This is a genomic window from Variovorax sp. SRS16 (genome assembly GCF_901827165.1).
GTDB lineage: Bacteria > Pseudomonadota > Gammaproteobacteria > Burkholderiales > Burkholderiaceae_C > Variovorax.
In genome coordinates, this window is the sequence record NZ_LR594666.1 from 5,670,722 (window position 1) to 5,693,299 (window position 22,578).

The 22,578-nt window shown below is 67.8% G+C and carries 27 protein-coding genes; 12 read left to right on the forward strand and 15 right to left on the reverse strand.

The window, feature by feature from the left end; all coding sequences use genetic code 11:
* Positions 1–68 precede the first annotated feature (68 nt).
* Both E5P2_RS37905 and E5P2_RS37910 read right to left on the reverse strand, forming a co-directional pair.
* Positions 69–242 carry a hypothetical protein gene (locus E5P2_RS37905; RefSeq protein WP_232077347.1) on the reverse strand — a complete coding sequence of 58 codons (174 nt, stop codon included), beginning with the start codon at positions 240–242 and terminating at the stop codon, positions 69–71.
* Positions 243–248: 6 nt separating this feature from the next.
* Positions 249–404, reverse strand: a complete 156-nt coding sequence (locus E5P2_RS37910; RefSeq protein ID WP_232080868.1) for a hypothetical protein — start codon at positions 402–404, stop codon at positions 249–251.
* Between the two features lie 222 nt (positions 405–626).
* Here E5P2_RS37910 and E5P2_RS27315 point away from each other — a divergent pair, with 222 nt between their 5' ends.
* A complete protein-coding gene (locus tag E5P2_RS27315; RefSeq protein WP_162570212.1) occupies positions 627–1,106 on the forward strand; it encodes an FKBP-type peptidyl-prolyl cis-trans isomerase in 480 nt (159 codons plus the stop codon).
* A gap of 119 nt (positions 1,107–1,225) precedes the next feature.
* On the opposite strand, the gene E5P2_RS27320 is transcribed toward E5P2_RS27315, so the two are convergent.
* The 6 genes from E5P2_RS27320 to E5P2_RS27345 all read right to left on the reverse strand — a co-directional run bounded on the left by E5P2_RS27320 (position 1,226) and on the right by E5P2_RS27345 (position 6,117).
* Positions 1,226–1,909: a GntR family transcriptional regulator gene (locus tag E5P2_RS27320; RefSeq protein WP_162570213.1), complete on the reverse strand. Its 684-nt coding sequence runs from the start codon at positions 1,907–1,909 to the stop codon at positions 1,226–1,228.
* Between the two features lie 155 nt (positions 1,910–2,064).
* Positions 2,065–2,733 (reverse strand): amino acid ABC transporter permease, encoded by a 669-nt coding sequence (locus E5P2_RS27325; protein ID WP_162570214.1) that lies wholly within the window; start codon positions 2,731–2,733, stop codon positions 2,065–2,067.
* A gap of 3 nt (positions 2,734–2,736) precedes the next feature.
* Positions 2,737–3,417: an amino acid ABC transporter permease gene (locus tag E5P2_RS27330; protein ID WP_162570215.1), complete on the reverse strand. Its 681-nt coding sequence runs from the start codon at positions 3,415–3,417 to the stop codon at positions 2,737–2,739.
* 24 nt (positions 3,418–3,441) lie between these two features.
* On the reverse strand, positions 3,442–4,293 hold the full coding sequence (locus E5P2_RS27335; RefSeq protein ID WP_162570216.1) for a transporter substrate-binding domain-containing protein: 852 nt from the start codon (positions 4,291–4,293) through the stop codon (positions 3,442–3,444).
* A 57-nt stretch (positions 4,294–4,350) separates the two neighbouring features.
* Positions 4,351–5,301: an aminotransferase class IV gene (locus tag E5P2_RS27340; protein ID WP_162570217.1), complete on the reverse strand. Its 951-nt coding sequence runs from the start codon at positions 5,299–5,301 to the stop codon at positions 4,351–4,353.
* A 33-nt stretch (positions 5,302–5,334) separates the two neighbouring features.
* Entirely contained in the window at positions 5,335–6,117 is a 783-nt protein-coding gene (locus E5P2_RS27345) for an amino acid ABC transporter ATP-binding protein (protein WP_162570218.1), read from the reverse strand.
* A gap of 193 nt (positions 6,118–6,310) precedes the next feature.
* Between E5P2_RS27345 and E5P2_RS27350 the strand changes: the two genes are divergently transcribed.
* Entirely contained in the window at positions 6,311–7,372 is a 1,062-nt protein-coding gene (locus E5P2_RS27350) for a pirin family protein (protein WP_162570219.1), read from the forward strand.
* A gap of 35 nt (positions 7,373–7,407) precedes the next feature.
* Here E5P2_RS27350 and E5P2_RS27355 read toward each other — a convergent pair whose 3' ends face one another.
* Positions 7,408–7,659 carry a hypothetical protein gene (locus tag E5P2_RS27355; protein ID WP_162570220.1) on the reverse strand — a complete coding sequence of 84 codons (252 nt, stop codon included), beginning with the start codon at positions 7,657–7,659 and terminating at the stop codon, positions 7,408–7,410.
* 172 nt (positions 7,660–7,831) lie between these two features.
* Here E5P2_RS27355 and E5P2_RS27360 point away from each other — a divergent pair, with 172 nt between their 5' ends.
* Both E5P2_RS27360 and E5P2_RS27365 read left to right on the forward strand, forming a co-directional pair.
* Positions 7,832–8,572: a Crp/Fnr family transcriptional regulator gene (locus E5P2_RS27360; protein ID WP_162570221.1), complete on the forward strand. Its 741-nt coding sequence runs from the start codon at positions 7,832–7,834 to the stop codon at positions 8,570–8,572.
* Positions 8,573–8,692: 120 nt separating this feature from the next.
* Positions 8,693–9,400 (forward strand): Crp/Fnr family transcriptional regulator, encoded by a 708-nt coding sequence (locus E5P2_RS27365; protein ID WP_232077351.1) that lies wholly within the window; start codon positions 8,693–8,695, stop codon positions 9,398–9,400.
* Positions 9,401–9,410: 10 nt separating this feature from the next.
* Here the strand turns inward: E5P2_RS27365 and E5P2_RS27370 are convergent, their stop codons facing one another.
* The 3 genes from E5P2_RS27370 to E5P2_RS27380 form a co-directional block, all read right to left on the reverse strand.
* On the reverse strand, positions 9,411–9,683 hold the full coding sequence (locus E5P2_RS27370) for a DUF1488 family protein (protein WP_162570222.1): 273 nt from the start codon (positions 9,681–9,683) through the stop codon (positions 9,411–9,413).
* A 7-nt stretch (positions 9,684–9,690) separates the two neighbouring features.
* Positions 9,691–10,047: a collagen-like protein gene (locus tag E5P2_RS27375; protein ID WP_174262704.1), complete on the reverse strand. Its 357-nt coding sequence runs from the start codon at positions 10,045–10,047 to the stop codon at positions 9,691–9,693.
* 125 nt (positions 10,048–10,172) lie between these two features.
* On the reverse strand, positions 10,173–10,367 hold the full coding sequence (locus tag E5P2_RS27380) for a hypothetical protein (RefSeq protein WP_162570223.1): 195 nt from the start codon (positions 10,365–10,367) through the stop codon (positions 10,173–10,175).
* Between the two features lie 14 nt (positions 10,368–10,381).
* Between E5P2_RS27380 and E5P2_RS27385 the strand changes: the two genes are divergently transcribed.
* Positions 10,382–11,863: an MFS transporter gene (locus E5P2_RS27385; RefSeq protein ID WP_232080869.1), complete on the forward strand. Its 1,482-nt coding sequence runs from the start codon at positions 10,382–10,384 to the stop codon at positions 11,861–11,863.
* Between the two features lie 46 nt (positions 11,864–11,909).
* On the opposite strand, the gene E5P2_RS27390 is transcribed toward E5P2_RS27385, so the two are convergent.
* Positions 11,910–12,833 carry a LysR substrate-binding domain-containing protein gene (locus tag E5P2_RS27390; RefSeq protein ID WP_232080870.1) on the reverse strand — a complete coding sequence of 308 codons (924 nt, stop codon included), beginning with the start codon at positions 12,831–12,833 and terminating at the stop codon, positions 11,910–11,912.
* A 105-nt stretch (positions 12,834–12,938) separates the two neighbouring features.
* On the opposite strand from E5P2_RS27390, the gene E5P2_RS27395 reads away from it, so the two are divergent.
* Both E5P2_RS27395 and E5P2_RS27400 read left to right on the forward strand, forming a co-directional pair.
* Complete coding sequence (locus E5P2_RS27395) at positions 12,939–14,441, forward strand: lyase family protein (RefSeq protein WP_162570224.1); 1,503 nt, start codon at positions 12,939–12,941, stop codon at positions 14,439–14,441.
* Positions 14,438–15,397: a Bug family tripartite tricarboxylate transporter substrate binding protein gene (locus tag E5P2_RS27400; protein ID WP_162570225.1), complete on the forward strand. Its 960-nt coding sequence runs from the start codon at positions 14,438–14,440 to the stop codon at positions 15,395–15,397. Before E5P2_RS27395 ends, E5P2_RS27400 begins: the two co-directional genes overlap by 4 nt.
* A gap of 40 nt (positions 15,398–15,437) precedes the next feature.
* On the opposite strand, the gene E5P2_RS27405 is transcribed toward E5P2_RS27400, so the two are convergent.
* A complete protein-coding gene (locus E5P2_RS27405; protein WP_162570226.1) occupies positions 15,438–16,382 on the reverse strand; it encodes a LysR substrate-binding domain-containing protein in 945 nt (314 codons plus the stop codon).
* A 126-nt stretch (positions 16,383–16,508) separates the two neighbouring features.
* Here E5P2_RS27405 and E5P2_RS27410 point away from each other — a divergent pair, with 126 nt between their 5' ends.
* The 4 genes from E5P2_RS27410 (at position 16,509) to E5P2_RS27425 (ending at position 20,893) form a co-directional block, all read left to right on the forward strand.
* The gene (locus E5P2_RS27410) at positions 16,509–17,492 is read left to right on the forward strand and encodes a Bug family tripartite tricarboxylate transporter substrate binding protein (RefSeq protein WP_162570227.1); all 984 of its coding nucleotides are present in this window, start codon (positions 16,509–16,511) and stop codon (positions 17,490–17,492) included.
* Positions 17,493–17,502: 10 nt separating this feature from the next.
* Positions 17,503–18,660: an FAD-dependent monooxygenase gene (locus E5P2_RS27415; protein ID WP_162570228.1), complete on the forward strand. Its 1,158-nt coding sequence runs from the start codon at positions 17,503–17,505 to the stop codon at positions 18,658–18,660.
* A gap of 170 nt (positions 18,661–18,830) precedes the next feature.
* Positions 18,831–19,889: an aldo/keto reductase gene (locus E5P2_RS27420; protein WP_162570229.1), complete on the forward strand. Its 1,059-nt coding sequence runs from the start codon at positions 18,831–18,833 to the stop codon at positions 19,887–19,889.
* A 170-nt stretch (positions 19,890–20,059) separates the two neighbouring features.
* Positions 20,060–20,893 (forward strand): hypothetical protein, encoded by an 834-nt coding sequence (locus E5P2_RS27425; RefSeq protein WP_162570230.1) that lies wholly within the window; start codon positions 20,060–20,062, stop codon positions 20,891–20,893.
* 7 nt (positions 20,894–20,900) lie between these two features.
* On the opposite strand, the gene E5P2_RS27430 is transcribed toward E5P2_RS27425, so the two are convergent.
* Positions 20,901–21,326: an Lrp/AsnC family transcriptional regulator gene (locus E5P2_RS27430; protein WP_443083540.1), complete on the reverse strand. Its 426-nt coding sequence runs from the start codon at positions 21,324–21,326 to the stop codon at positions 20,901–20,903.
* 96 nt (positions 21,327–21,422) lie between these two features.
* On the opposite strand from E5P2_RS27430, the gene E5P2_RS27435 reads away from it, so the two are divergent.
* The gene (locus E5P2_RS27435; RefSeq protein WP_162570231.1) at positions 21,423–22,499 is read left to right on the forward strand and encodes an ornithine cyclodeaminase; all 1,077 of its coding nucleotides are present in this window, start codon (positions 21,423–21,425) and stop codon (positions 22,497–22,499) included.
* The last annotated feature ends 79 nt before the right edge of the window (positions 22,500–22,578 follow it).

Here is a 22,578-nt window from a genome sequence, read left to right on the forward strand (position 1 = left end):
ATCGGTGCACACCGCGCAGCCTTGTGGGACTTCGTCGAGTCTGCCCGGCCGCGCGGGCTCCAACAGGGCTAAGGCACGGGCACCATGTCACCAATGCGCGGGAACGGCGGCGCCGTCGAAGGCCCGGCGCGCAGCGCGCAGAAGGGCCGGCCTTCGACCGTTGCCCAGACGCAGGCGCGGATGCATTCGATGACGATGCCGGGATCCTGCGTCGGCGGCACGGTGCGGATCGGGATGCGCATACCGGCCTACAAGCCCGAGTGGCACATGTGCAGCACCACGTACCCCAGCGAACGCCAGAAGAGGGCTTCGCCCTGCGCGGTGCAGAAAACGACGCTGCCGTTGGGGCCGAAGCATTCGAAGCCACGCACGTTGCCGGCAGGAACCGAGTTGATGTTGTCCATGATGCGGCTCTCCTATGGCCTTGAGTTGTAGGAGCGGATGCGCGCGGCGGCCAGCGGGCCCTGGCCCGGAACGGCGTGGTCCTTTGGACGCAGACGCTGTCCGCTTTCATCCGCCGTGCGCTCGTCATGCGCGCCTACAGGCGTCGGAAGGCGGCGATGGCCGGGGCGCGTTCGCGCTTCGACGGAAAATGGCGGCCTTTGCGTCTCCCATCCGAACAGCCCATGAAAATCCTGAAAGACACCGCCGTGACCCTTCGCTACAAGGTCGCCGACCTCGGCACCGGCAAACTCATCGAGCAGGGCAGCGACCCCATGGTCTATCTGCACGGCGGCTACGACAACACCTTCCCGAAGATCGAGGCCGCACTGGAAGGCCAGGAGCCCGGCTTCCAGGCCACCCTCGCACTGCAGCCCGAAGACGCCTTCGGCCCGCGCGACGAATCCCTGGTGCGGACCATCTCGAAGGCCGACTTCCCGCCCGGCGTGAAGGTCGGCGGCCAGCTCGAGGGCCGCAACGATCAAGGCGAGCCGCAGGTCTTCACCGTGATGAAGATCAAGGGCCCGCAGGTGATCCTCGACGGCAACCACCCGCTCGCGGGCAAGGCGCTCAAGTTCAGCATGACGGTGACCGGCGTGCGCGCCGCGACCGAGGAGGAGATCGCGCACCGGCATGTGCATGGGGATCACGGGCATCATCACTGACCCTGCGCGCCATCCAGCGCGAGCCGCCCTTCATTTTTCCCGCGCCTGCCGATAGCCATCGGAAGACACGACGACACGCAGGCCTGATCAGCCGGCCGACCGGCCGGTGCGGCGGCGCCTCAGGCGCGCTGCGGCAGGTCGCGCAGCGCGTGACGGATGGTCGCCAGCCCGCGCAGCAGGTGCCGGTCCAGTTCCTCGAGCATCGCATCGAGGTCGTCGCCCGTGGCCAGGGTCATGAACAGCCGATGGTTCTCCGCGAAGTCGGGCTTGGGCGCGTGCGTGAGCTGGCAGATCGTGAAGCCGAGCTGGATCTTCTGCGTCAGCTGCCCCCACACGTCGAGCAGCAGCTTGTTGCCGCAGCGCTCGTAGACCAGGCCGTGGAAGTGCGCCTCGGCGGCGCTCTCGCGCTGCAGATCGTTGCTTCTCGCTGCGTCGGCCAGTGCCTCATAGCGCGCGGCCATCTCGCTGCGGAACGCGTCGTCGCGCTGCGGCCAGAGGCGGATGAAGGCCTGCTTTTCCATGATGCGGCGCACTTCGTAGACATCGCTCATGGCCTGTTCGTCGATGTCGGTCACATAGGTGCCGGCATAGGGACGGTTGACCAGCAGCCCGGTTTCGATGAGCTCGCGGATGGCTTCGCGCAGCAGCCCGCGGCTGACGCCGAACTGGGTCGCGAAGTGGCTTTCGATCAGCTGCGTGCCGGGCGCGATCTTGCCGGTGAGGATGGCGCTGCGCAGCGTCTGGGCCACGTAGTCCCGCCGCGTGGCAGAGGGCGCGGGTGCGAAGTCGGGGAGAGTTTTCATATCGAGAGTTCAACCAGGTTCGCACGACGCGCGACACGTGAAACGCGAGGCCCAAGCCTGGAACACCGCGGAACCGGCCTTGCCGGGCCGCTGGTGTTGCCCCCGGAGAGGGGGTGAGCGGCCACACGAAGTGGGCAAGCCTGGGGGTGAATCATCTAATTCCCGCGCAGGGCGAGGCGCTTTTCTATCCGGCTCGCAAGGTAGGCACCCGGATAGATGAGGACGAAGTACACCACAGCCACCGCGGTGAGGATCTCGAGCGGCCGGTAGAAGGCGGCGCTGAGCGCGCGGCCCTGGTACATCAGCTCGTGCACGGCGATCACCGATGCGATCGAGGTGTTCTTCGCCAGCTCGATGCCGCGGTTGGTGAAGGCAGGCAGCATGCGCTTGAACACCTGCGGCAGCACCACGCGGCGCAGCACCTGCGCCGGCTGCATGCCGATCGCGCGCGCGCCCTCCCACTGGCCGCGCGGCAGCGAGGCAATGCCGCCGCGGAAGATCTCGGAACAGTAGGCCGAGGCATTGAGCATCAGCGCCAGCAGCGCCGCGACGAAGGGGCTCAGCTGCCAGCCGGTGACGATCGGGAACGCATAGAAGAACCACACGAGCTGAATCAGCACCGGGACGTTGCGGAACAACTCCATGTACCCGCGCGTGGCCGCGCCCAGCGCGCGGTTCTTCGACAGCGCGCCGAGCGCGACGACCAGGCCGATGAGCATCGCCGACGGAAACGCCACCGCCCACAGCCCCGCGGTGACGCCGATGCCCTTGAGCAGCACGGGCCAGTTCTGCAGGACGGCCGAGAAGTCCCAGGTGAATTCCATGCCTCAGCTCCCCATCGGCCGCGTCGAGACGGCGAGCCGGTGTTCGAGCAGCCGCGCGCCCACGCTCAGCGCCAGCAGCGTGAGGAAGAAGATCGCAGCCACCACGGTGTAGACCTCCAGCGGGCGGAAGGTGATCGAGTTGACCTGCATCGCCTGGTAGAGCAGGTCGGAATAGGCGAGCGTCGAGGCGAGCGCGGTGGTCTTGATGAGCTCGAACGAGCGCTCCATGAAAGGCGGCAGCATGCGCGCCAGGGCCTGCGGCAGCACCACGCGCCGCAGCGCCTGGTGCGAGGCCATGCCGATGGCGCGCGCAGCCTCCCACTGGCCGCGCTCGATCGACACCAATCCGCCGCGGAACACCTCGGCGAAGAAGGCACCCGACTGGGTCGACAGCGCGATGACGGCCGCGACGTACGGATCGAGGCTCACACCGATGAGCACCGGCAGCGCATAGAAGGCCCAGAAGAAATGCACCAGCGGCGGCGTGTTGCGGTAGAACTCGATGATCCACAGCGCCGGCTTCGCAAGCCACGCCCGGCCCGACAGGCGCAGCGCTGCGAGCAGCGCGCCGAACACCACGCCGAGCACGATCGCGACCGCGGCGATCTTCAGCGTGCCGGCGAACCCGGCCAGCAGCATGTCGCGGTGCGACCAGACGCCGCTGAAGTCCCACTGGTAGTTCATGCCGTCGCACCCGCTCTCGTGCCGCTACTGGCCCAGGGTTTCCTTCATCACGCCCGGCACGGTCGCCGGGTCGATGCCCTTGGTCTTGAGGTACTGGCCATAGAGCGCCTGCGTCTGGCCCGACGCGTAGAGCTTGCCGATGATGGTGTCGAGCTGGTTGCGAAAGCCCGGGTCGGCCTCGCGCCGAATGCCCACGCTGGTGGGCAGTGCGACCACGGGCTGCGGCACCTGGACGCGGCCCTTGCGGATCTTCGAGTAGGCGATCACCAGCGCCGGGTGATAGAAGCCGATGGCATCGACGCGGCCGGTCATGAAGGCGGCCACCGTTTCGTCGGTGTTGGTGAAGCGCTCGATCTTGGCGTTCGGCAGGCGCTTGGTGAGGTCGCGGTCGGTCGCGGTGCCGAGTGCGACGCCGATGCGGACTTCGGGCTTGTCGAGGTCGGACCAGTTCCTGGCGACGAGGCCGTCCTTCGCGAGCACGCCCTGTGCGTACCAGAGCAGCGGGTTGCTCGGAAAGTCGACCGCCTTCTTGCGCTCGTCGGTGGCGTCGAGCACGAACATCGCATCGATCTGGCCCGCCTGCAGCGCGGCCACACAGTTGCCCCAGGTGGTTTCGACCGGCGTCATCTTCACGCCCATGTCCTTGGCGACCTGCTCGCCGAGCAGCACGCCGAGACCGGTCCACTGGCCGGACGAGGGATCGCGGTAGTACCACGGATCGCCGGGCGCGACGCCGATGCGCAGCTCGCCGGACTGCTTGACCTTCTGCAACGTGGCGGTCTGCGCAGCGGCGCCGAGGCTCGCGAGGGAAAGCGATGCGCCGAGCGCAAGGGTCAGGGCACGACGCTGGCGCTGGAAAGAGGTCTTGGCGTTCATGGGGTTTCCTGTGGTGGAGGGAGCGGGTTGAAAGAATGCGCGCACACGTTCGCGCGCTCAGGCGGGCCGGTCCAGCGGCCAGTGGACGTCGTCGGCGCGCGCGATGTATTGGCGATACAGCGCATCGAGCCGCTGGATCACGGGCCCCGGCGGCAGTGCGCGCCCATCGACCGAGGCCACGGGCGTGAGGCCGGCCAGCGTGCCGGTGACGAAGGCCTCGTCGGCCGCGTAGACCTCGGCCAGCGTGAAGTCGCCTTCGTGCACCTCGATGCCCGCTTCGCGCGCGAGGCGCACCAGGGTCGCGCGCGTGATGCCGTTGAAGCAGTAGCGGCCCGAGGAGGTCCACAGCGCACCGCGGCGCACCACGAAGAAGTTGGTGGAATTGCAGCTCGACACGAAGCCGTGCGGATCCAGCATCAGTGCCTCGTCGGCGCCGGCCTGGATCGCCTGGATCAGCGCCTGGATCAGGTTGAGCCGGCTGTGCGAGTTGAGCCTGAGGTCGAACACGTCGGGCGCGCTGCAGCGCATCGTCGAGGTGAAGAGCCGGAGCCCGCGCTGCTTGGCCTCGGCCGTGACCACCTTGTGCTCGGCCACGCAGACGATGGTGGCGCCGCCGATGATGAAGCGCGGATCCTGGTTGGGCGTCTTCTTCACGCCGCGCGTGATCATCAGCCGCGCGTGCGCGCCGTCGCGCATGCCGTTTCGGACGAAGGTGTCGATCACCAGCTGCTTGACCTCGGCGCGGGTCTTGCCGATGTCGAGCGCGATGGAACGCGCGCCGTCGAACAGGCGCTCGATGTGGGCGTCGAAGGACACGACGCGGCCGTCGACCAGCCGCACGCCTTCCCAGACGCCGTCGCCGCACACGTAGCCGGCATCGAAGATCGACACGGTGGCCTCGTTGCGCGGCACGAACTCGCCGTTGAGATAGACCCGCACCGCGTCGTTGCGCGCATCGGGCGTGTAGGCCTGGGAGCTGGTGGTCGAAGGGGTGCTGGCGGCTTGCATGGGGTTCCTGGGCTGTATCGGTCGGATCGGGATTCAGAAGCGGAAGGCGGTGAAGCGCTCGAGGAAGCGCTGCGTGCGCTCCTCTTTCGGGTGCTTGAGCACCTCGTCGGGCGTGCCGCTTTCGTGCAGCAGGCCGTCGGCGAGGAACACCACCTTGTTGGCGAAGTGGTAGGCGAAGCCGAGCTCGTGCGTGACCAGCAGCATGGTCCGCCCTTCCTCGGCGAGGTCACGGATGGTGGCGAGCACTTCGCCCACCAGCTCGGGGTCGAGCGAAGAAGTCGGCTCGTCGAACAGCAGCATCTCGGGTTCCATCGCGAGCGCGCGGGCGATCGCGACCCGCTGCTGCTGGCCGCCGGAGAGATGGCCCGGGTAGGCATCCGCCTTGTCCGAGAGGCCGACCTTGCCGAGCTGCCTGAGGGCCTGCTCGCGCGCCAGTGGCGCGGCGATGTGCTTGACGGTGACGAGCCCTTCCATCACGTTCTGCAGCACCGTCATGTGCGGGAACAGGTTGAACTGCTGGAACACCATGCCGACCTGCCTGCGCATGTCGCTCAGTTCCGAACGGCCATAGCGCATCTCGCCGTCGCGCCCGGCCGGCCGGCCGATCGGCTGCCCCTTGAGGATGATCTGGCCCGCGCTCGGCATCTCCATGAAATTGAGGCAGCGCAGCAGCGTGCTCTTGCCGGAGCCGCTCGACCCGATGATGGCGATGCGGTCGCCGCGCTGGACGTCGAGGTCGATGCCGCGCAGCACGTGGTGATCGCCGAAGCGCTTGTGCAGGGCCTGGATGCGGAGGACGGGATCGGCGTCGGTCATGAGTCGGGGAGTGTACGAATTGTCGAACAATCGACAATCGGTAGTTCTACGAATGATGCAACTCGCATGCCAGCCCGTCGGCGGCGGCATGCACTCAGCCCGCGGCGATGTCGGCCTTCAGCGTTCCATTCGCAGGCCAGTGCGTTCCGGCTGTCGCTCTTTCGGGCGGCGCTTTCACCCCCATTTGCAAGCCATGACCACCACCAGCCCCATCCCTCAGATCAAGGCCCTCGGCTTCCCCTGGGAAACGATCGATCCGTTCCTTTTCTGCGTCTACCACGACGACGCCTACCCGAAGGCCAATGCCGCGATGGGCCCCGACGCCTCGCTGGCAGGACGCGACCTGGGCCAGGACTTCAGCCGCAAGGACGGCTGGAGCATGTACCACGGCCACCCGGTGCCGGGCTTTCCGGGGCATCCGCACCGCGGCTTCGAGACCGTGACCATCGTGCGCAAGGGCCTGATCGACCACTCGGATTCGCTCGGCGCGGCAGCCCGCTTCGGCGGCGGCGACGTGCAGTGGCTGACGGCCGGCAAGGGCATCGTCCATTCGGAGATGTTCCCGCTGCTGGACGCGGCGGCGCCGAATCCGCTGGAGCTGTTCCAGATCTGGCTCAACCTGCCGGCGCGCAGCAAGATGGCCGAGCCGCACTTCACGATGTTCTGGTCCGAGGACATCCCGCGCTTCACCGCGACGGATGGCGAAGGCCGCCGCACCGAGGTCGCGAGCATCGCGGGGCGCATCGCGCCGGTGGACGGCGAGCCGGGCCAGGGCGGCCCGCTGGCGCCGCCGCCCGATTCATGGGCCTCGCAGCCCGACGCCGATCTCGCGATCTGGACGATCCGGATGGAAGCGGGCGCGCGCTGGACCGTGCCGCCCGCGACCGGCGAGGGCACGCGCCGCAGCCTCTACTTCTTCAAGGGCCGCTCGGTGTCGGTGGCCGGCCAGGCGGTGGACGGCCATGCCGCCATCGAGTTGCGCGCGGATGCCGCGGTCGAACTGGTCAACGGCGACGAGGCGAGTGAATTCCTGGTGCTGCAGGGCCGGCCGATCGGCGAGCCGGTGGCGCAGTACGGCCCGTTCGTGATGAACACGCAGGCCGAGATCGCACAGACGATGGCCGAGTTCCGCCGCACCGAGTTCGGCGGCTGGCCGTGGCCCGACCACGCACCGGTGCATGGCCGAGACCCGGCGCGCTTCGCGCGGCATCCGGACGGGCGCGAGGAAAAGCCGCTGGCAGATCCGGCACGCTGAGGGGCGGACGGACCGCTGCCGCAGCGCCGGTCCGCTCAGATCGTCCTCGAAGCCTCGGCGCCCGCAACCGTCATGCCGAGGGCGAACTCGCTCCGCGACGCGGAGGCCTGATGGTCGATGTCCGCGCGCAGGATCTCGTCGAGCATCGGCAGCTTGCCGCTGTCCAGCCGCGCTGCGACCACCGACACGACCGCGCCATGCAGGATCGGCCTCATGGTGCGTCCGTCCAGGTAGGCGCGGACCAGCGCGTCCGCGGCGAGTTCGGATGGAGTCATTGCGGGGGTCATGGTGCGACTCCGTTCGGTTGAAGATGAACTGCAACGGTACCGCCCGCACCCGGCTTTCACCGTGCGGTAGCACACCGACAGCGGCGAATTTCGGCGCGCTGGTTGGTACGGCAACGCACAGACGCGACTACAGTCGCTGGCGACAATCGGCACTTCCCGACTCCCTGCTCCCATGGCATCGACTCCACACCCTTCTTCCCTGCGCTCCGCTTCGAGGCACAACGGCCTGCTGGCGGTCATGCCTTCCGACGTGCGCACCGGCCTGACGCCGATGCTCGAGCTGGTTCCGCTGAAGTTGGGCGAGGTGCTCTACGAATCGGGTGTGATCCAGGAGTACGTGTTCTTCCCGACCGATTGCATCGTGTCGCTGTTGTACGTGCTCGAGAACGGCCAATCGGCCGAGATCGCGGTCGTGGGCTTCGAGGGAATGGTCGGCGTGTCGCTGCTGATGGGCGGCGGCAGCACGCCGAACCGTGCGGTGGTGCAAAGCGCGGGGCACGCGTTTCGCCTGAGCGCCGGGCAGATCAAGGAACTGGTCGAACGGGGAGGACCGTTGCTCCATCTGCTGCTGCGCTATACGCAGACGCTGATCACGCAGATGTCGCAGACGGCCGTCTGCAACCGTCACCATTCGCTGGAGCAGCAACTCTGCCGCTGGCTGCTGCTGAGCCTCGACCGACTGCCCGGCAATGAACTGGTCATGACGCAGGAGCTCATCGCCAACATGCTCGGCGTGCGCCGTGAAGGCGTGACGGAAGCAGCCGGCAAGCTGCAGCGGCTGGACCTGATCCGGTACGCGCGCGGCCACATTACCGTGCTCGATCGGCCGGGCCTCGAACGGCAGGTCTGCGAGTGCTATGAAGTGGTGAAGCGCGAAACCGATCGCCTGCTGCCGCGCGAAACCGCCACCTGAGCCGGTTCCTTTTGACGCCCAGGAGCACCTTCGTGCGCCCGCGCACAGACGCAGACCGCGCAGTGGGCAAGACTGCCGTGCAAGCGCATTCCCGCGCCTGATCCTCGAGAAGGCGACTGGGTGATTTCAGAACCGATCGGTCCCGCTTTCAACCGCCTGCTCGAAGCATTGCCGGCCAGGGACAGGGAGCGCCTGCTCGGCCGATGCGAGAACGTCTCGCTGGCCGTGTCGCAGGTTCTCTGCGAACCCGGCGACGCCCTGCGTCACATCCACTTCCCGACCAGCGCTTTCGTGTCGCAGGTCGCCACCGTGGACGGTCACGAGGGCCTTCAGACCGAGATGATCGGCAACGAAGGCGCCTTCGGCTACGAGCTGGCGTTCGACGTGAGCCAGGCCCGGCTTCGAACGCTGGTGCAGGGCGCCGGCATGGCATGGCGCCTGACGGCGAAGTCGCTGCAGCAGGAGCTCAGGCAGAGCGCGGCGTTGAAGCGCGTGCTGAACCGGTATGTGTGCGTGCTTCTCCTGCAGTCCGGCCGCTCCGGTGCCTGCAGCCGCCTGCACCGGGTCGAGGAACGCCTGGCGCGCTGGCTGCTGACGGCCGAGGATTGCGCGCACTCGCCGCACCTGGCGTTCACGCATGTCTTCCTGGCGCACATGCTGGGCGTGCGCAGGGTCGGCATCACCAATGCGGCGACCGCCTTGCAGTTGCGGCGCCTGATCGACTATCGGCGCGGCGTCATCACGGTCATCGACCGCGCGGGGCTGGAGGCTCTGGCCTGCGGCTGCTATCGGGCCAACCTGGACACCTACGCCCGCCTGATGGGATGAGGCGCACGCGCTATTCGATGCCCTTGCCGATCGGCTCGTGCAGGTCGAACTCGCGCAGCATCACCGGCTCGGCCGAGCCCTGGGCCACCCGCCGCCGCACGGCGGCATCGATATCCGGTGCGTGGCTGGTGTAGGTCTCCAGCGGCTGGTCGCCGACGGCGCCTGGCCGGAAGCAGTGGTGCAAGGTTTCCTTGCCGATGCTCGCGCCCAGCAACTGTCCATCGACCAGCACCCAGAAACGCACGGAGCCCGAAGCTTCATGAAAGAACGGTGGATGCGACATCGATGACTCAGCGCGTGGGCGGCACGACCACCACGGTGCTGCCGCCCGAACCCATGCGGCCGGTGTTGCCCGTGCTGCCGGTATTCCCCCTGGCACCCGTCGCGCCGGTGTTGCCCTGGTTCCCGGTCTCGCCCTGTGCGCCGGTGTAGCCGGTGTTGCCCTGATTCCCCGTCGCCCCCGTGTCTCCTTGATTGCCGGTCTCGCCCTGTGCGCCGGTGTAGCCGGTGTTGCCCTGGTTGCCGGTTGCGCCCTTGGCGCCCGTGTAGCCCGTGTTGCCTTGGCTTCCCTGCGGGCCCATGGGGCCGGTGCATGCGCCCAGTCCGAATGTCGCGAGCAGCAGGAGGGAGGGGATGGCATATTTCATGGCGTTTCCTTTGAGTGGTAGGCAGCCAAGATGGCCACGCAGTCCACTCTGACCGGCGCAGACACGCGGCGTCTGTTCGGTGCCACGCATAGACACAAGATGTCGCGCCGTCCTACGCGATGCCCTCAGCGCAGGGTCGGCCCCTGCGTCGCGGGCCGTGCGCCGTCGCACTCGGCCAGCAGCGTGCTCGAAGCCCTGACGCGCGCCGTCATGCGCGTGTTCAGCGAGGTCCACCCGCGGTACATCGGCACCACGACAAGCCACCCGATCCCGATCACGCCGCCGAGCGCTCCCATGTATTGCCAATGCATTGGTTCCATCGATTGTTCCTGTTGTGTCGAAGCTGCCCTGCGCGGACCAGCGCCAGCTTGCACCGTCCTTCGGCATCGGCAAATGCGACGGAGGTCGAGTCGGACAGCATCGGGGCGCGAAAGTCGCCGGATCCTCGACCTACTGCACGCTGGGCGCGCCGCCGCCGCAGCTCGAAGGGCACTGCGGCCGCGGCCGGCAGCATGCCGGCACCCGTGCTAAGGTGGCGCGCCTCGCCAGGGTTTACCCGGATACCGTCCCAGAGATCCCCCACGTGCCTCTTCCACAAGCCCCCGTGCCCACCGGGCCTTCCTCCGCCGCTGCGCCGCCCGGGCTGTCGAGCGGCCAGATGCTGCTGTTCGCCGTGGCGTGCGGCCTGTGCGTCGCCAACATCTACTTCGCCCAGCCGCTGCTCGGGCCGATCGCCGCCGCGCTGCAGCTGCCGGCCGGGCTGGCCGGCCTGATCATGACGCTGACGCAGCTCGGCTATGGCGCGGGCCTGCTGTTGCTGGTGCCGCTGGCGGACGTGATGGAGAACCGGCGCCTCATCGTGCTCGCCATGGGCGGCGCGGTCATCGGGCTGGCCGGCATCGCGCTGTCCGACTCGGCGGCGAGCTTCCTGGCGGCGTCCTTCATCGTCGGCGGCTGCGCGGTGGCGGCCCAGGTGCTGGTGCCGCTGGCCTCGCACCTCGCGCCCGAAGCGACGCGCGGCAAGGTGGTGGGCAACATCATGGCCGGACTGCTCGGCGGGATCATGCTGGCGCGGCCCTTCTCGAGCATCGTCGCGGCGGCCTTCGGCTGGCGCGCCGTGTTCTGGATCTCGGCCGCGCTGATGGCCCTGGTGGCGCTGGTGCTGTGGCGCGCCCTGCCCCAGCGCCGGCCGCACGGTGCCGGCGGTTATGCGCGCACCATGGCCTCGCTGCCCGGCATCATCGGGCGCACGCCGCAACTGCGCCGCCGCGCTTTCTACCAGGGCATGATGTTCGCGGCCTTCCAGGCCTTCTGGACGGCGGTGCCGCTTCTGCTGGCGCGCGAATTCGGCATGGGCCAGGGCGGCATCGCGCTGTTCGCGCTGGCCGGCGCGGCGGGCGCCCTGGCGGCGCCCTGGGCGGGCCGGCTCGCGGATCGCGGGCTGACCCAGCCGGCCACCGGCGCGGCCATGCTCGCTGCCCTGCTGTCGTTCATCATCGGCGCGGTGTCCGTGCACTTCCATTCGCTGGCCGGGTTGGTGCTGGCCGCGGTGCTGCTCGACGGCGCGGTGCAGCTGTGCCAGGTGCTGAGCCTGCGCACTCTCTTCATGCTGGCGCCCGAACTGCGGGGCCGCATCAACGGCCTGTTCATGACGCTGATCTTCCTGTGCGCGGCCGCGGCCTCGGGGCTCGCGGCGGCGATCTACACCTTCCATGGCTGGGGCGGCCTGAGCCTGCTGGGCGCCGCGTTCGCGGTCGCCGCGCTGTTGTTCTACAGCACGGAATTTCGTCGGCGATCGATGCTGCCGGCGACCTGAGGCGGCGTCTGCGCCTCGTTCGCGATCGGCAGCCAGGACGCGTTCATCAGCGAAGTTTCGATGCCATGGCCTCACGCGACCATTCGGGAGCGACCATCTGGATGAAGTCGAACGCGAACGATTTCAGCAAGTGATCCTTTCGCAGGCTGATCATTGCGCTCGAGGAAGGAAACAGGTGGCCGACGGGCACGCAGCGCAGGTCCTTGTCCACCGCGGCGTTGAACGCCATCTTCTGGAGTACCGCGACGCCGACGCCGGCGGCGACGTAGGCCTTGATGATGCTGGCGTCCATGGCGCGCATCACGACCCACGGGGTGATCCCATGCCTTTGAAACTCGTGCTGGACGACCGAGCCGGATGTGTAGCTGTTGTCGTAGGTGATCAGCGGCCATCGCGCGATGTGTTCCATCGTCAGCCGCCCCATCCTCAGCAAGGGATGCCGTGGCGGCACGATCAGGCAGCGGTCGATGTCATAGGCCTTCACCGAAACGACGCCTTTGGGCATCGGATCCGGCAATGAGCACAGGCCGACATCGATCGTTCCCGCGGTCACGCCCGCCAGGACCTGCGCCGGCGGGCCCACCGTGAACTCGAGCTTCACCCGCGGATAGACGGAAACGAATCGCTTGGTCACTTCGATCAGCGAATACCGCGCATGGACATGCGTGGTTCCCACGCGCAACGTGCCTTCACTGTCGCCCGGCACTTCCCGCTTCAGCCGCGTCAGTGCCTGGGCGTCCTGCAACACCCGTCCGCACAGCGAAAGCGCTTCTTTGCCCGCATCGGTCAATGCCGTCAGCCGGTTGCCGGAGCGCACGAAGATCTCGATGCCGATTTCCTTTTCCAGCGCGCGAACCATCTTGCTGACGCCGGGCTGCGTCGTGTGCAGCGATTCGGCCGCGCGCGAAACGTTGAAGCCGCTTGCGACGACCTGGCGCACGCACCGCAGCTGCTGAAATGTGATGGGCACGGCTCCTTCCGGATATTCGATTGAAGGAATGATAGCGGCCTAAATATTCATTTCACACAATGGTCGCCGAAGCGAAGAATCGCTGTCAATCCCACCATTCCCGAGATGAAATCCGTGCAGGAGTCCGCCCAGCCCCATGACGTCAACGCGAGCTTTCGAGGCGGCGGTCGCTCCGTCGAATATCTCGATCAGATCAACAAGGCCTCCATCGTCGCGCTGGCCGAAGCGCGAACGGTGTCGGCCGATGTCGCCAGCCGCATCGCGGCCGGCATCCTGACGCTGATCAGGGACGAACAAAGCCGGCCCCGGCAGTGGTCGGCGGACTACCTCGACTACGAACCCAAGCTGCTCGCTGCCGTGGGTCCCGACGGCTCTCGCCTTCATTGCGGACGCAGTCGACAGGACATCTCGGCGACCATCGCGCGAATGAATCTTCGCGCGGGCCTGCTGGACGGATTCGAGGCCCTGGTCCGTGCCCGGCACACCCTTCTCTCTCTTGCGGCGCAGCACAAGCGCACCATCGTGCCCGCCTACACGCATGGCGTTCAGGCACAGCCGACGACCTTGGCGCACTACCTGCTGGGCATGGCCGGCGCGCTGGCGCGAAGTGCGGCCCGCCTGCGGGCTGCGTACACCCACGTCAATCAGGGGCCCCTGGGCTCGGCGGCCCTGACGACATCGAGCTTCGGGCTCGACCGGCACCGCCTCGCATCCCTCCTCGGGTTCGACGCCCTGGTCGAGAACGCGTACGACGCCAACCATTTCGCGCCGGTCGACACCAGCCTGGAGCTTGCGGCGGCATTTGGCATCGCGGCCGTCCAGATCGGCCAGTTCGCACAGGATCTTCATGCGCAATATGCAGCGCCGGCGCCCTGGATGACCTTGCAGCAGGGCGAGCTCGTGGGGGTCAGCAGCATCATGCCGCAGAAGCGCAACCCTGCCGCACTGGAGCAGTTGCGCGTGCAAAGCAGCATGCTGCTCGGGGACATGCAGGCCGTGGCGCTGATGGCGCACAACGTGCGCTCCGGCATGTTCGACTATCGGTCCTACGACCCTGTGCCGAGTGCCCGCGCCCTGGCGGTGTTCGAGCTCCTGCGCAAAGTTCTCGATGGCCTCGTGGTCGACAAGGAGCGCGCGCTGGCCGAGGTCCAGGCCGACTATTCGACGGCCACCGAGATCGCGGATGCCCTGATGCAGCGCGCGAACGTGCCATTCCGGATCGGCCATCAGTTCGCGTCTGCACTGACGGACTTCGGCCGCGCCCGGAAGCTCGCCATGCGCGAGATCCCCTACCGCGAGGCGGCACGGATCTACGAGGCCATGAGCTCGCATGCGTTCCCGCTGGACGAGAACGACTTCGCCGAGGTCTCCAGCCCCGAATACATGGTCTTCGGGCGCAAGGGCGCCGGGGGTCCGCAGATTGCCGCGGTGGAGCACATGCTGGCTTGCCATCACGCGGATCTCGAGACCGATCGCGCGTGGACGCAGGCGCGGCGGGCTCGCCTGTCCGATGCCGACATGCAACTGGACGCCGCGGTCACGGAGATCGCGGCCAACGGCATGACCTCTTCAACGACCTTCCATTCGACCTTCGAGACAACTTCATGAAAAAACTTCTCTTGCTGCTGGCCGCCCTGGCGCTGTCCTTGTCGACCACGGCGGCGCCCTATCCCGACCGGCCGGTGCGCATCGTCGTCCCCTATTCGCCGGGCGGCGGCGGCGACGTGGTCGGGCGTCCGCTCTCGCAGGAACTGGGCAAGCAGCTGGGCGGCTCGTTCATCATCGACAACCGCGGCGGCGCAGGCGGCAACATCGGCATGGAGAACGTGGCGAAGTCGCCGGCGGACGGCTCTTCGATCGTGCTGGCCCTCACCTCGCAACTGGCCATCAACCAGGCGCTGTATCCCAAGCTGCCCTATGACGCGCTGAAGGATTTCGTGCCGATCACGCTGCTCGGCTCGGCGCCGTATTTCCTCGCGGTCAACGCGTCTGTGCCGGTGAAGACCCTGCCCGAGTTCATCAAGCTCGCGAAGGAGAAGCCAGGGGCCATGTCCTATGCATCGACCGGCAACGGCAGCGGCCTGCACCTGTCGATGGAGTTGCTCAAGTCGATGGCCGGCATCGATCTCGTGCACGTGCCCTACAAGGGCGGCGGCGCGGCACTGACCGACCTTCTTTCGGGCAATGTGCAGGCGATGTTCGTCAGCTACGGGACCGGCGGCGCGCAGATCAAGGCGGGCAAGATCCGCGTTCTCGCCGTGTCGTCGACGCAGCGCTCGCCGGCACTGCCGGATGTTCCGACGATCGCGGAGGCGGGCGTCCCAGGCTATGAGTCCGGAGTCTGGTATGCCCTGCTTGCCCCTCGCGGCACGCCGCCTGACATCGTCAAGCGCCTGCACGACGGCTCGGTGGCCGCGCTTCAATCGAAGGATCTGCGCGAGCGCTTCGCGTCGGACGGCGTCAAGCCGATCGGCTCCACGCCGGAAGAACTCACGAAGTACATCCAGTCCGAACGAGTCAAGTGGTCCGAAGTCGTCAAGCGGTCGGGCGCAACGGTGGAATGAGGGGCTGAGGGCCGGCTGCGAGACGCCGCGTCCCACGCGTTCAGCCGGTTGCCGACGCCGGAAAAAGGGTCGTGATCAACTCGTCCGCGAGCCGATTCGAGTCCTTGCCTTCGGTGCTCAACCACTGGCAGAACGCGTGCACGAGATCCTTGCGGCGCGAGAAGGGAGAGGCCAGGTAGTGATAGTCCCTGGTGTCCACATCCTGCAGATCGAGCGGCATGCACAGGCGGCCGGCCGCCACGTCGTCGGTCACCAGCGGCGAAGGCACGAGCGCGACGCCCAGACCATCGAGCGCGGCCTGCATCGCGAAGTAGATTTCCTCGAAGACCAGCTCCGAACGCGGCCGCAGACCGGTGACGCCTGCCTTGGCGAACCAGTCGGACCACTCGTCCGCCTTCGAATGCAGCAGCACATGCCCTTGCAAGTCCGACGGAGAGCGAATCGGTTGCTGCTCGAGGAGTTCGGGCGCGCACACCGGCACGAGGCTCGCGCTCAGGAACGGCACCGCGGCGTGCTTCGGCGACCGCTGCTGCAGGCGGCGAATGATGATGTCCACGCCGCTGGGCGGCAGGTCACCGAGCGGCGACTTGCCGGTGGTCAGCCTGATTTCCACCTCGGGCCGGCGGCGCTGAAACGACGACAGCCGCGGGATCAGCCAGCGCATCGCGAAAGTCGGCGGCACATTGATCAGCAAGGTCGCAGGACTCGCATGGCCGCGCACCTGATGCACGGCCGTTTGCAGGCGCTCGATGGCAGGTGCCACGTCCGCGAACAGCGCGCGACCCGCGTCCGAGAGCGCGAGGCGGTTGCGGTGCCGGTCGAACAGCGCGACCCCGAGCTCGTTCTCGAGCCCGCTGATCTGGCGACTGACGGCCCCGTGCGTCACCCCGAGGTCCCTGGCCGCCTGCGACACGCTCAGATCGCGCGCCACCGCCGCGAAGGCTCGCAGCGCATTGAGTGACACGGCTGCAGGAGGACTCGGCATTCCGCGATTCTTGCACGCAGGACCCTGTGAGGAAATCTCACGGTCCAGCGCTTGCGCGTGACTTGTCCCGGACCGCCGCAACCCGGACACTTGCGTCCCCAAGGATCCGATGGACAAGCAATGGCAATGGAGAAGTTGACGAAACGCATGTCGGCCGTCGATCGGCGCAGCTTCCTGACGGCAGCGATCGCCCTCGCGGCCGTCCCGGCCGGCGCGCAGCAGGACTTTCCGAACAAGCCGATCCGGATCATCTCGCCCTATACGGCCGGAGGTCTGGGCGACACGCTGCCCAGAGCGCTCAGCGTGGTGCTGAGCCCGCGCCTGGGCCAGCGCGTGCTGGTCGAGAACCGGCCCGGGGCCAGTCAGATGATGGGGACGCAGTTCGTGGCGCGCGCCGAAAACGACGGCTACACGCTGCTGTGGGCCAGCACCACCAACATGGCGATCAACACCATCGCGCAGACCCGGCTCGGCTACGACCCGCAAAAGGATTTCGCGCCGATCGGCGTCTGCTTCACCTCACCGCTCTATCTGCTGGTGAACCCCCGCCTGCCCGTGAAGTCGGTCAAGGAGTTGATCGCCTACGCCAAGGCCCACCCCGGCAAGCTGACCTTCGCGTCCGGCGGCAGCGGCTCGACCAACCATCTGGCCGGTGAGCTGTTCATGCAGCAGACGGGCATCCGGATGCTGCATGTGCCCTACAAGGGCGCCGGTCCGGCGATCGTCGGCGTGATCGGCGGAGAGGTCGACCTGATGTTCGAAGGCGCGGGCATCGAGCACGCGCGGCACGGGCAGTTGCGCGCACTGGCGGTCGCCAGCCGCCAGCGCACGCACGGCGCACCGGATGTTCCGACGATCGCCGAAGCGGGCGTGCCGGGTTTCGATGCCAGCGTCTGGTTCGGCCTCGCCGCGCCGGCCGGCACGCCGCCCGCCGTGGTCGCCAGGCTGGCGAGCGGGCTGCAGGAGGCGCTGAAAGACCCGGCATTGGTCAGATCGATCGGCGATGCCGAAATCACGCCCTCGTCGCCGCAGGCGATGGCGGATCTCGTGCGCACCGACACCGACAAATGGCGCAAGGTGGTCGTGGACGCCCACATCGTTTTTGAATGAGGACCGATCGATGAACAAGCTTCCCGTGGTCGTGCTCGGTGCCGGCATCGGCGGCCTGGCTGCGGCCGCCGCCCTGCGCCGGGTGGGTACCGAGGTGATCGTGTACGAACAGGCGGCGCGATTCGCGCGCGTCGGCGCGGGCATCCAGCAAAGCCCCAATGCCATGAAGGTGCTGCGCGGCCTCGGGCTCGAGCAGCGCATCCGCGAGCTCGCATTCAACCCGCGGACCTCGCTCAATCGCGATGCCTACAGCGGCGACACCACCAACGAGTACCCGCTCGGAAAACCGATCGAGTCGCGCTATGGCGCGCCCTTCCTCGCGCTGCACCGCGCCGATCTCCACGCAGCACTGGCATCCATCGTGCCCGAGCACTGTGTGCGGCTCGGGCACAAACTGGTCGGCATCGATCAGGACCAACGGGCCGTGCATCTTCGGTTCGCCAACGGGGAACAGATCCAGGCGCATGCCGTGATCGCAGCCGACGGCGTTCATTCGATGGTGCGCGAGCATGTCGCGCGCGATGCGCAGCCGCCGCGCTTCACGGGCCGCGTCGCTTACCGGACGACCTTCCCGGCACGGCTTCTCAAGGGCGTGGACATCGGAGAGTCGCGTACCAAATGGTGGGGCGAGGACCGGCACATCGTCATCTACTACGTGACCGCGCAGCGCGATGAGGTGTATTTCGTGACCAGCCAGCCCGAGAAGGCCGACTGGATGACGAAGGAATCCTGGTCGGCCGAGGGCGACGTGGACGAGCTGCGCGAGTCGTTCGCGCGTTTCCATCCGGATGTCCGGGCGGTGCTCGCGTCCGCGCCCGAGGTCCACAAGTGGGGGATCTTCGAGCGGGATCCGATGTCGATCTGGCACCGCGGCCGCGTGACCCTGCTGGGCGATGCCTGCCACCCGATGACGCCCTACATGGCATCGGGCGCGGCGATGGCGCTCGAGGACGCGGCCGTGCTCTCGCGTTGCGTGCAGGAGGTCGGGCTTGCCAACCCGGACCAGGTCTTCGCGGTCTTCGAAGCGAGCCGCAAGCCGCGCACGTCACAGGTCCAGGCCGGTTCCAGTGCCAACACCTGGATGCGCAACAGCACCAATCCCGACTGGCTCTACGGCTATGACGCGTGGACCGCGCCGTTGACGGGCACGCAGCCGGTCGCTGCCTGATGATCGTGGCGGCCTGCAACAGGGCGGTGTCGCGCTTCCTGGTCGCGCTGGACATCGGGCATTGACTTCGCGCGGGCGCGCCTGCAGAAATCGCCGCGAGCGCCTATGCTGATCGGCTTTTTCCGGGCCGCGAGCCCGGCCTTTCGGCGATTCCCGTGGAGTACTTCACCATGCGTCACCATCCCCTCGGCCGCACCGGCCTCTTCGTATCGGAACTGTGCCTCGGCACCATGACCTTCGGCGGCGGCGAAGGCATCTGGGGCAAGATCGGCGCGCTGCAGCAGACGGATGCCGAGCGGCTGATCGGCCAGGCGCTCGATGCCGGCATCAACTTCATCGACACCGCCGACGTCTACTCGGGCGGCCTGTCCGAGCAGATCACCGGGCAGGCGCTGAAGAACCTCGGCGTGGCGCGCGACCAGGTCATCGTCGCGACCAAGGTGCTCGGCGAAACCGGCCCCGGGCCGAACGCGCGCGGCGCATCGCGCGGCCACATCATGGACGGCGTCAAGGCCAGCCTGAAGCGGCTGCAGCTCGATCACATCGACCTCTACCAGATCCACGGCTTCGATCCGGCGACGCCGATCGAAGAGACCGTGCGCGCGCTCGATCAACTGGTGCGGCAGGGCCACGTGCGCTACGTCGGCGTCTCCAACTGGGCGGCATGGCAGATCGTCAAGGCCCTGGGCGTGGCCGAGCGCCTGGGCCTTGCGCGCTTCGAGTCGCTGCAGGCCTATTACACCGTCGCCGGGCGCGATCTCGAACGCGAGCTGATCCCGATGCTGAAGAGCGAAGGCCTCGGCCTGATGGTGTGGAGCCCGCTGGCCGGCGGCCTCTTGAGCGGCAAGTACGGACGCGGCCAGCAGGGCGAGGAAGGCAGCCGGCGCGTCAGCTTCGACTTCCCGCCGGTCGACAAGGAGCGGGCCTACGACTGCATCGACGCCATGCGCCCCATCGCCGCGGCGCACGGCGTGTCGGTGGCACAGATCGCGCTCGCCTGGCTGCTGCACCAGCCGCAGGTTACGAGCGTGATCGTCGGCGCCAAGCGGCCCGAGCAGCTCGCCGACAACATCGCGGCCACCCAGGTCGCATTGAGCGCGGCCGAGCTCCAGCAGCTCGACCAGGCAAGCCGCCTGCCTTCGGAATACCCCGGCTGGATGCTCGAGCGGCAGGGCGAGGGGCGGCGCAAGCAGGTCGCCGATGCCGAGGCACCGCGCAGCCAGGCCTGAGGCCGACACGCGGGAAGAAGTCCTACAGCCACAGTCGTCCGGGCCGCCTTGGTCCCGCATGCCGCCGCGTCTAGCGTGACAGCGCCCATGGGAGCGTGGCGACAGACGGAACAAGGCCGGTGCCGGCCAAGCCGCGCGCAGTGTCTTGCCATCTTGTGTGGAGGTTTTGGATGTCATCGATTCGTTCCGCCCGTCGCGCGCGCCGGGCCACGTGCTTGTGCGCTCTTGCGGCGCTCGCGGGTTCCGGTCTTCTGGCCTCGACACCGGCATTGGCCGACCCGTCGCCGGCGCTCGACCGCTTCAGCTTCTCGGTCGGCGCCTATGGCGCGGACCCGACGATCAATGCCACCGTGCTCACGCCGTACGGCGCGCTGAACTCCGGCGACATCCAGCGCGGCCGCGTGACGATGCCGCGCATCTCGGCCGACCTGCTGATCGGCGATTCGCAAGGCCTGTCGCTCGACTATTTTCAATACAGCCGCGGCTACACGGGGGCGCTGGCCAGCAACTTCGCGATCGGCCCGGGCACGGTGACCACCATCGGCAATGCCAACGTCGACTTCAAGCTCGACTTCGGCCAGCTGGCCTACAGATGGTGGATCGGCTCGGGCAACACGGTGCTGGGCCTCGGCGCCGGCGCCGCTTACTACAAGGCCACCCTGCGCACCAATGCGGTGGCCGGCCTGAACGGACTCACGGCCGCCTTCAGCCAGCAAGACAGCGACGACGCGATCGCCCCGCTGCTGGAAGTGGGCGTGCGCCATGCCATCACGCCCGACCTGCGCCTGTTCGCGGACGCCTCGGGCATCCGCAAGTTCGGCGGCAAGTTCAGCGGCAACATCTACAACGCCGCGCTGGGGGTGGAGTGGTTCCCGCTGAAGAACGTGGGCGTCGTGGCGTCGTACAACCTGACGAACATCGATCTGCAGCGCGACGGCTACCTCGCCGAGCGGCTGCGCGTGCGCCTGCACGGGCCCACGGTCGCCTTGAAGGCGCGCTTCTGAGGCCTGCCTAGCGGTAGGTCGCGAGATGGATGCTGGTTTCGGTGCTGCGGATGCCCTTCAGCAGCCGGATGCGCTCCAGCACCTGCGACAGCTCCGCCATCGATGCGGCGTGCAGATCGGCCAACAGATCCCAGCGGCCATTGGTGTCGTGCAGCGCGGCCACGCCGGGCTCGCCGAGCAGGCTGGCGATGACCTGCCGCGTCTGGTTGCCCTCGACCAGGATGCCCATCCAGGCGCGGATCTCGTCGGACCGCATCTCGGGCCGCAGCTGCACCGCATAGCCGACGATCACGCCGCCGTCCTCCAGCTTGCGCAGGCGGTTGTTCACCGTGCCGCGCGAGACGCCGAGCCTGTGGGCCAGCGTGGCGACGGGCAGGCGCGCATCGTGGCGCAGCAGCGCGATCAGTCGGTGATCGAGTTCGTCGATGTCCATTTGGTCAATGCGTCCTGTCGTTTCGTCAGCCAGCCATGCGAATGGTGCAATCTTGACGCTTCTTTCTGCCGCCGGGACGCGGGAGACTGGCTCATCATGTCCGAGCTGCAAGATATCTCCACCCTCTACCTCGGCGCACCCGACGTGGCGCGCATCGTCGCCCGCAAGGGACTGTCCGCCTGTCTGGCCGACGTGGCCGCGCGCATCGGACAGGACTTTCTTCGCTGGCCGGCCTTCGACAAGTCGGCCCGCGTCGCCAGCCATTCGAAGGACGGCGTCATCGAGCTGATGCCGGTGGCCGATGACGCGTTGTACGCCTTCAAGTACGTCAACGGCCATCCGAAGAACCCGATCGCCGGCCTGCCCACCGTGATGGCCTTCGGCGTGCTGGCCGAGGTCGCCACCGGCGCGCCGCTGCTGCTGGCCGAGCTGACGCTGGCGACCGCCATCCGCACGGCCGCCATGTCGGCCGTGGCCGCGCGCGCGTTGGCGCGCCCGGACAGCCGCACCATGGCGCTGATCGGCAACGGCGCGCAGAGCGAGTTCCAGGCACTCGCCTTCCGCGACCTGCTGGGCATCACCACGCTGCGCCTGTTCGACACCGATGCGCGCGCCACCGACAAGCTCATGCGCAACCTGCACGGCCAGGGGCTCGCGCTGCTGCCTTGCGCCAGCACCGCCGACGCGGTGCGCGGCGCGGACATCGTGACCACGATCACTGCCGACAAGACACTCGCGACCATCCTCACGCCGGACATGATCGCGCCCGGCATGCACCTGAACGCGGTCGGCGGCGACTGCCCCGGCAAGACCGAGCTGCACCCCGAGGTGCTCCGGCGCGCGACCGTGTTCGTCGAGCACGCGCCGCAGACACGCATCGAAGGCGATCTGCAGCAGATGCCGGCCGACTTCCCGGTCACCGAGCTGTGGCAAGTGCTGAGCAGCCAGCGTCCGGGGCGCGCCGATGCAGCGCAGGTGACGGTGTTCGATTCGGTCGGCTTCGCGCTCGAGGACTATTCGACGCTGTGCTTCCTGCGCGACGCGGCCGAAGAATTCGGCATCGGCGAAAGTCTGCAGCTGGTGCCGCAGATGGCCGATCCGAAGAATCTGTTCGGCGTGCTGGGCCGCAGCGCGGACGGCTCGGCCCGCACTGAACAGTTGCAGCGAGCTTGAACCGGTTGCGAGATCTTATTTTTTGTCACATCTCCCTCGGTCGAGGGATGTGTCAGCCGGCATTCAGCTACAACATAAT

Excerpts from the sequence above, each read along its gene's own strand:
- E5P2_RS37905 (WP_232077347.1), bottom strand. The coding sequence starts at position 242 with ATGCGCATCCCGATCCGCACCGTGCCGCCGACGCAGGATCCCGGCATC.
- E5P2_RS37910 (WP_232080868.1), bottom strand. The coding sequence starts at position 404 with ATGGACAACATCAACTCGGTTCCTGCCGGCAACGTGCGTGGCTTCGAA.
- E5P2_RS27315 (WP_162570212.1), top strand. The coding sequence starts at position 627 with ATGAAAATCCTGAAAGACACCGCCGTGACCCTTCGCTACAAGGTCGCC.
- E5P2_RS27320 (WP_162570213.1), bottom strand. The coding sequence starts at position 1,909 with ATGAAAACTCTCCCCGACTTCGCACCCGCGCCCTCTGCCACGCGGCGG.
- E5P2_RS27325 (WP_162570214.1), bottom strand. The coding sequence starts at position 2,733 with ATGGAATTCACCTGGGACTTCTCGGCCGTCCTGCAGAACTGGCCCGTG.
- E5P2_RS27330 (WP_162570215.1), bottom strand. The coding sequence starts at position 3,417 with ATGAACTACCAGTGGGACTTCAGCGGCGTCTGGTCGCACCGCGACATG.
- E5P2_RS27335 (WP_162570216.1), bottom strand. The coding sequence starts at position 4,293 with ATGAACGCCAAGACCTCTTTCCAGCGCCAGCGTCGTGCCCTGACCCTT.
- E5P2_RS27340 (WP_162570217.1), bottom strand. The coding sequence starts at position 5,301 with ATGCAAGCCGCCAGCACCCCTTCGACCACCAGCTCCCAGGCCTACACG.
- E5P2_RS27345 (WP_162570218.1), bottom strand. The coding sequence starts at position 6,117 with ATGACCGACGCCGATCCCGTCCTCCGCATCCAGGCCCTGCACAAGCGC.
- E5P2_RS27350 (WP_162570219.1), top strand. The coding sequence starts at position 6,311 with ATGACCACCACCAGCCCCATCCCTCAGATCAAGGCCCTCGGCTTCCCC.
- E5P2_RS27355 (WP_162570220.1), bottom strand. The coding sequence starts at position 7,659 with ATGACCCCCGCAATGACTCCATCCGAACTCGCCGCGGACGCGCTGGTC.
- E5P2_RS27360 (WP_162570221.1), top strand. The coding sequence starts at position 7,832 with ATGGCATCGACTCCACACCCTTCTTCCCTGCGCTCCGCTTCGAGGCAC.
- E5P2_RS27370 (WP_162570222.1), bottom strand. The coding sequence starts at position 9,683 with ATGTCGCATCCACCGTTCTTTCATGAAGCTTCGGGCTCCGTGCGTTTC.
- E5P2_RS27375 (WP_174262704.1), bottom strand. The coding sequence starts at position 10,047 with ATGAAATATGCCATCCCCTCCCTCCTGCTGCTCGCGACATTCGGACTG.
- E5P2_RS27380 (WP_162570223.1), bottom strand. The coding sequence starts at position 10,367 with ATGGAACCAATGCATTGGCAATACATGGGAGCGCTCGGCGGCGTGATC.
- E5P2_RS27395 (WP_162570224.1), top strand. The coding sequence starts at position 12,939 with ATGAAATCCGTGCAGGAGTCCGCCCAGCCCCATGACGTCAACGCGAGC.
- E5P2_RS27400 (WP_162570225.1), top strand. The coding sequence starts at position 14,438 with ATGAAAAAACTTCTCTTGCTGCTGGCCGCCCTGGCGCTGTCCTTGTCG.
- E5P2_RS27405 (WP_162570226.1), bottom strand. The coding sequence starts at position 16,382 with ATGCCGAGTCCTCCTGCAGCCGTGTCACTCAATGCGCTGCGAGCCTTC.
- E5P2_RS27410 (WP_162570227.1), top strand. The coding sequence starts at position 16,509 with ATGGAGAAGTTGACGAAACGCATGTCGGCCGTCGATCGGCGCAGCTTC.
- E5P2_RS27415 (WP_162570228.1), top strand. The coding sequence starts at position 17,503 with ATGAACAAGCTTCCCGTGGTCGTGCTCGGTGCCGGCATCGGCGGCCTG.
- E5P2_RS27420 (WP_162570229.1), top strand. The coding sequence starts at position 18,831 with ATGCGTCACCATCCCCTCGGCCGCACCGGCCTCTTCGTATCGGAACTG.
- E5P2_RS27425 (WP_162570230.1), top strand. The coding sequence starts at position 20,060 with ATGTCATCGATTCGTTCCGCCCGTCGCGCGCGCCGGGCCACGTGCTTG.
- E5P2_RS27430 (WP_443083540.1), bottom strand. The coding sequence starts at position 21,326 with ATGGACATCGACGAACTCGATCACCGACTGATCGCGCTGCTGCGCCAC.
- E5P2_RS27435 (WP_162570231.1), top strand. The coding sequence starts at position 21,423 with ATGTCCGAGCTGCAAGATATCTCCACCCTCTACCTCGGCGCACCCGAC.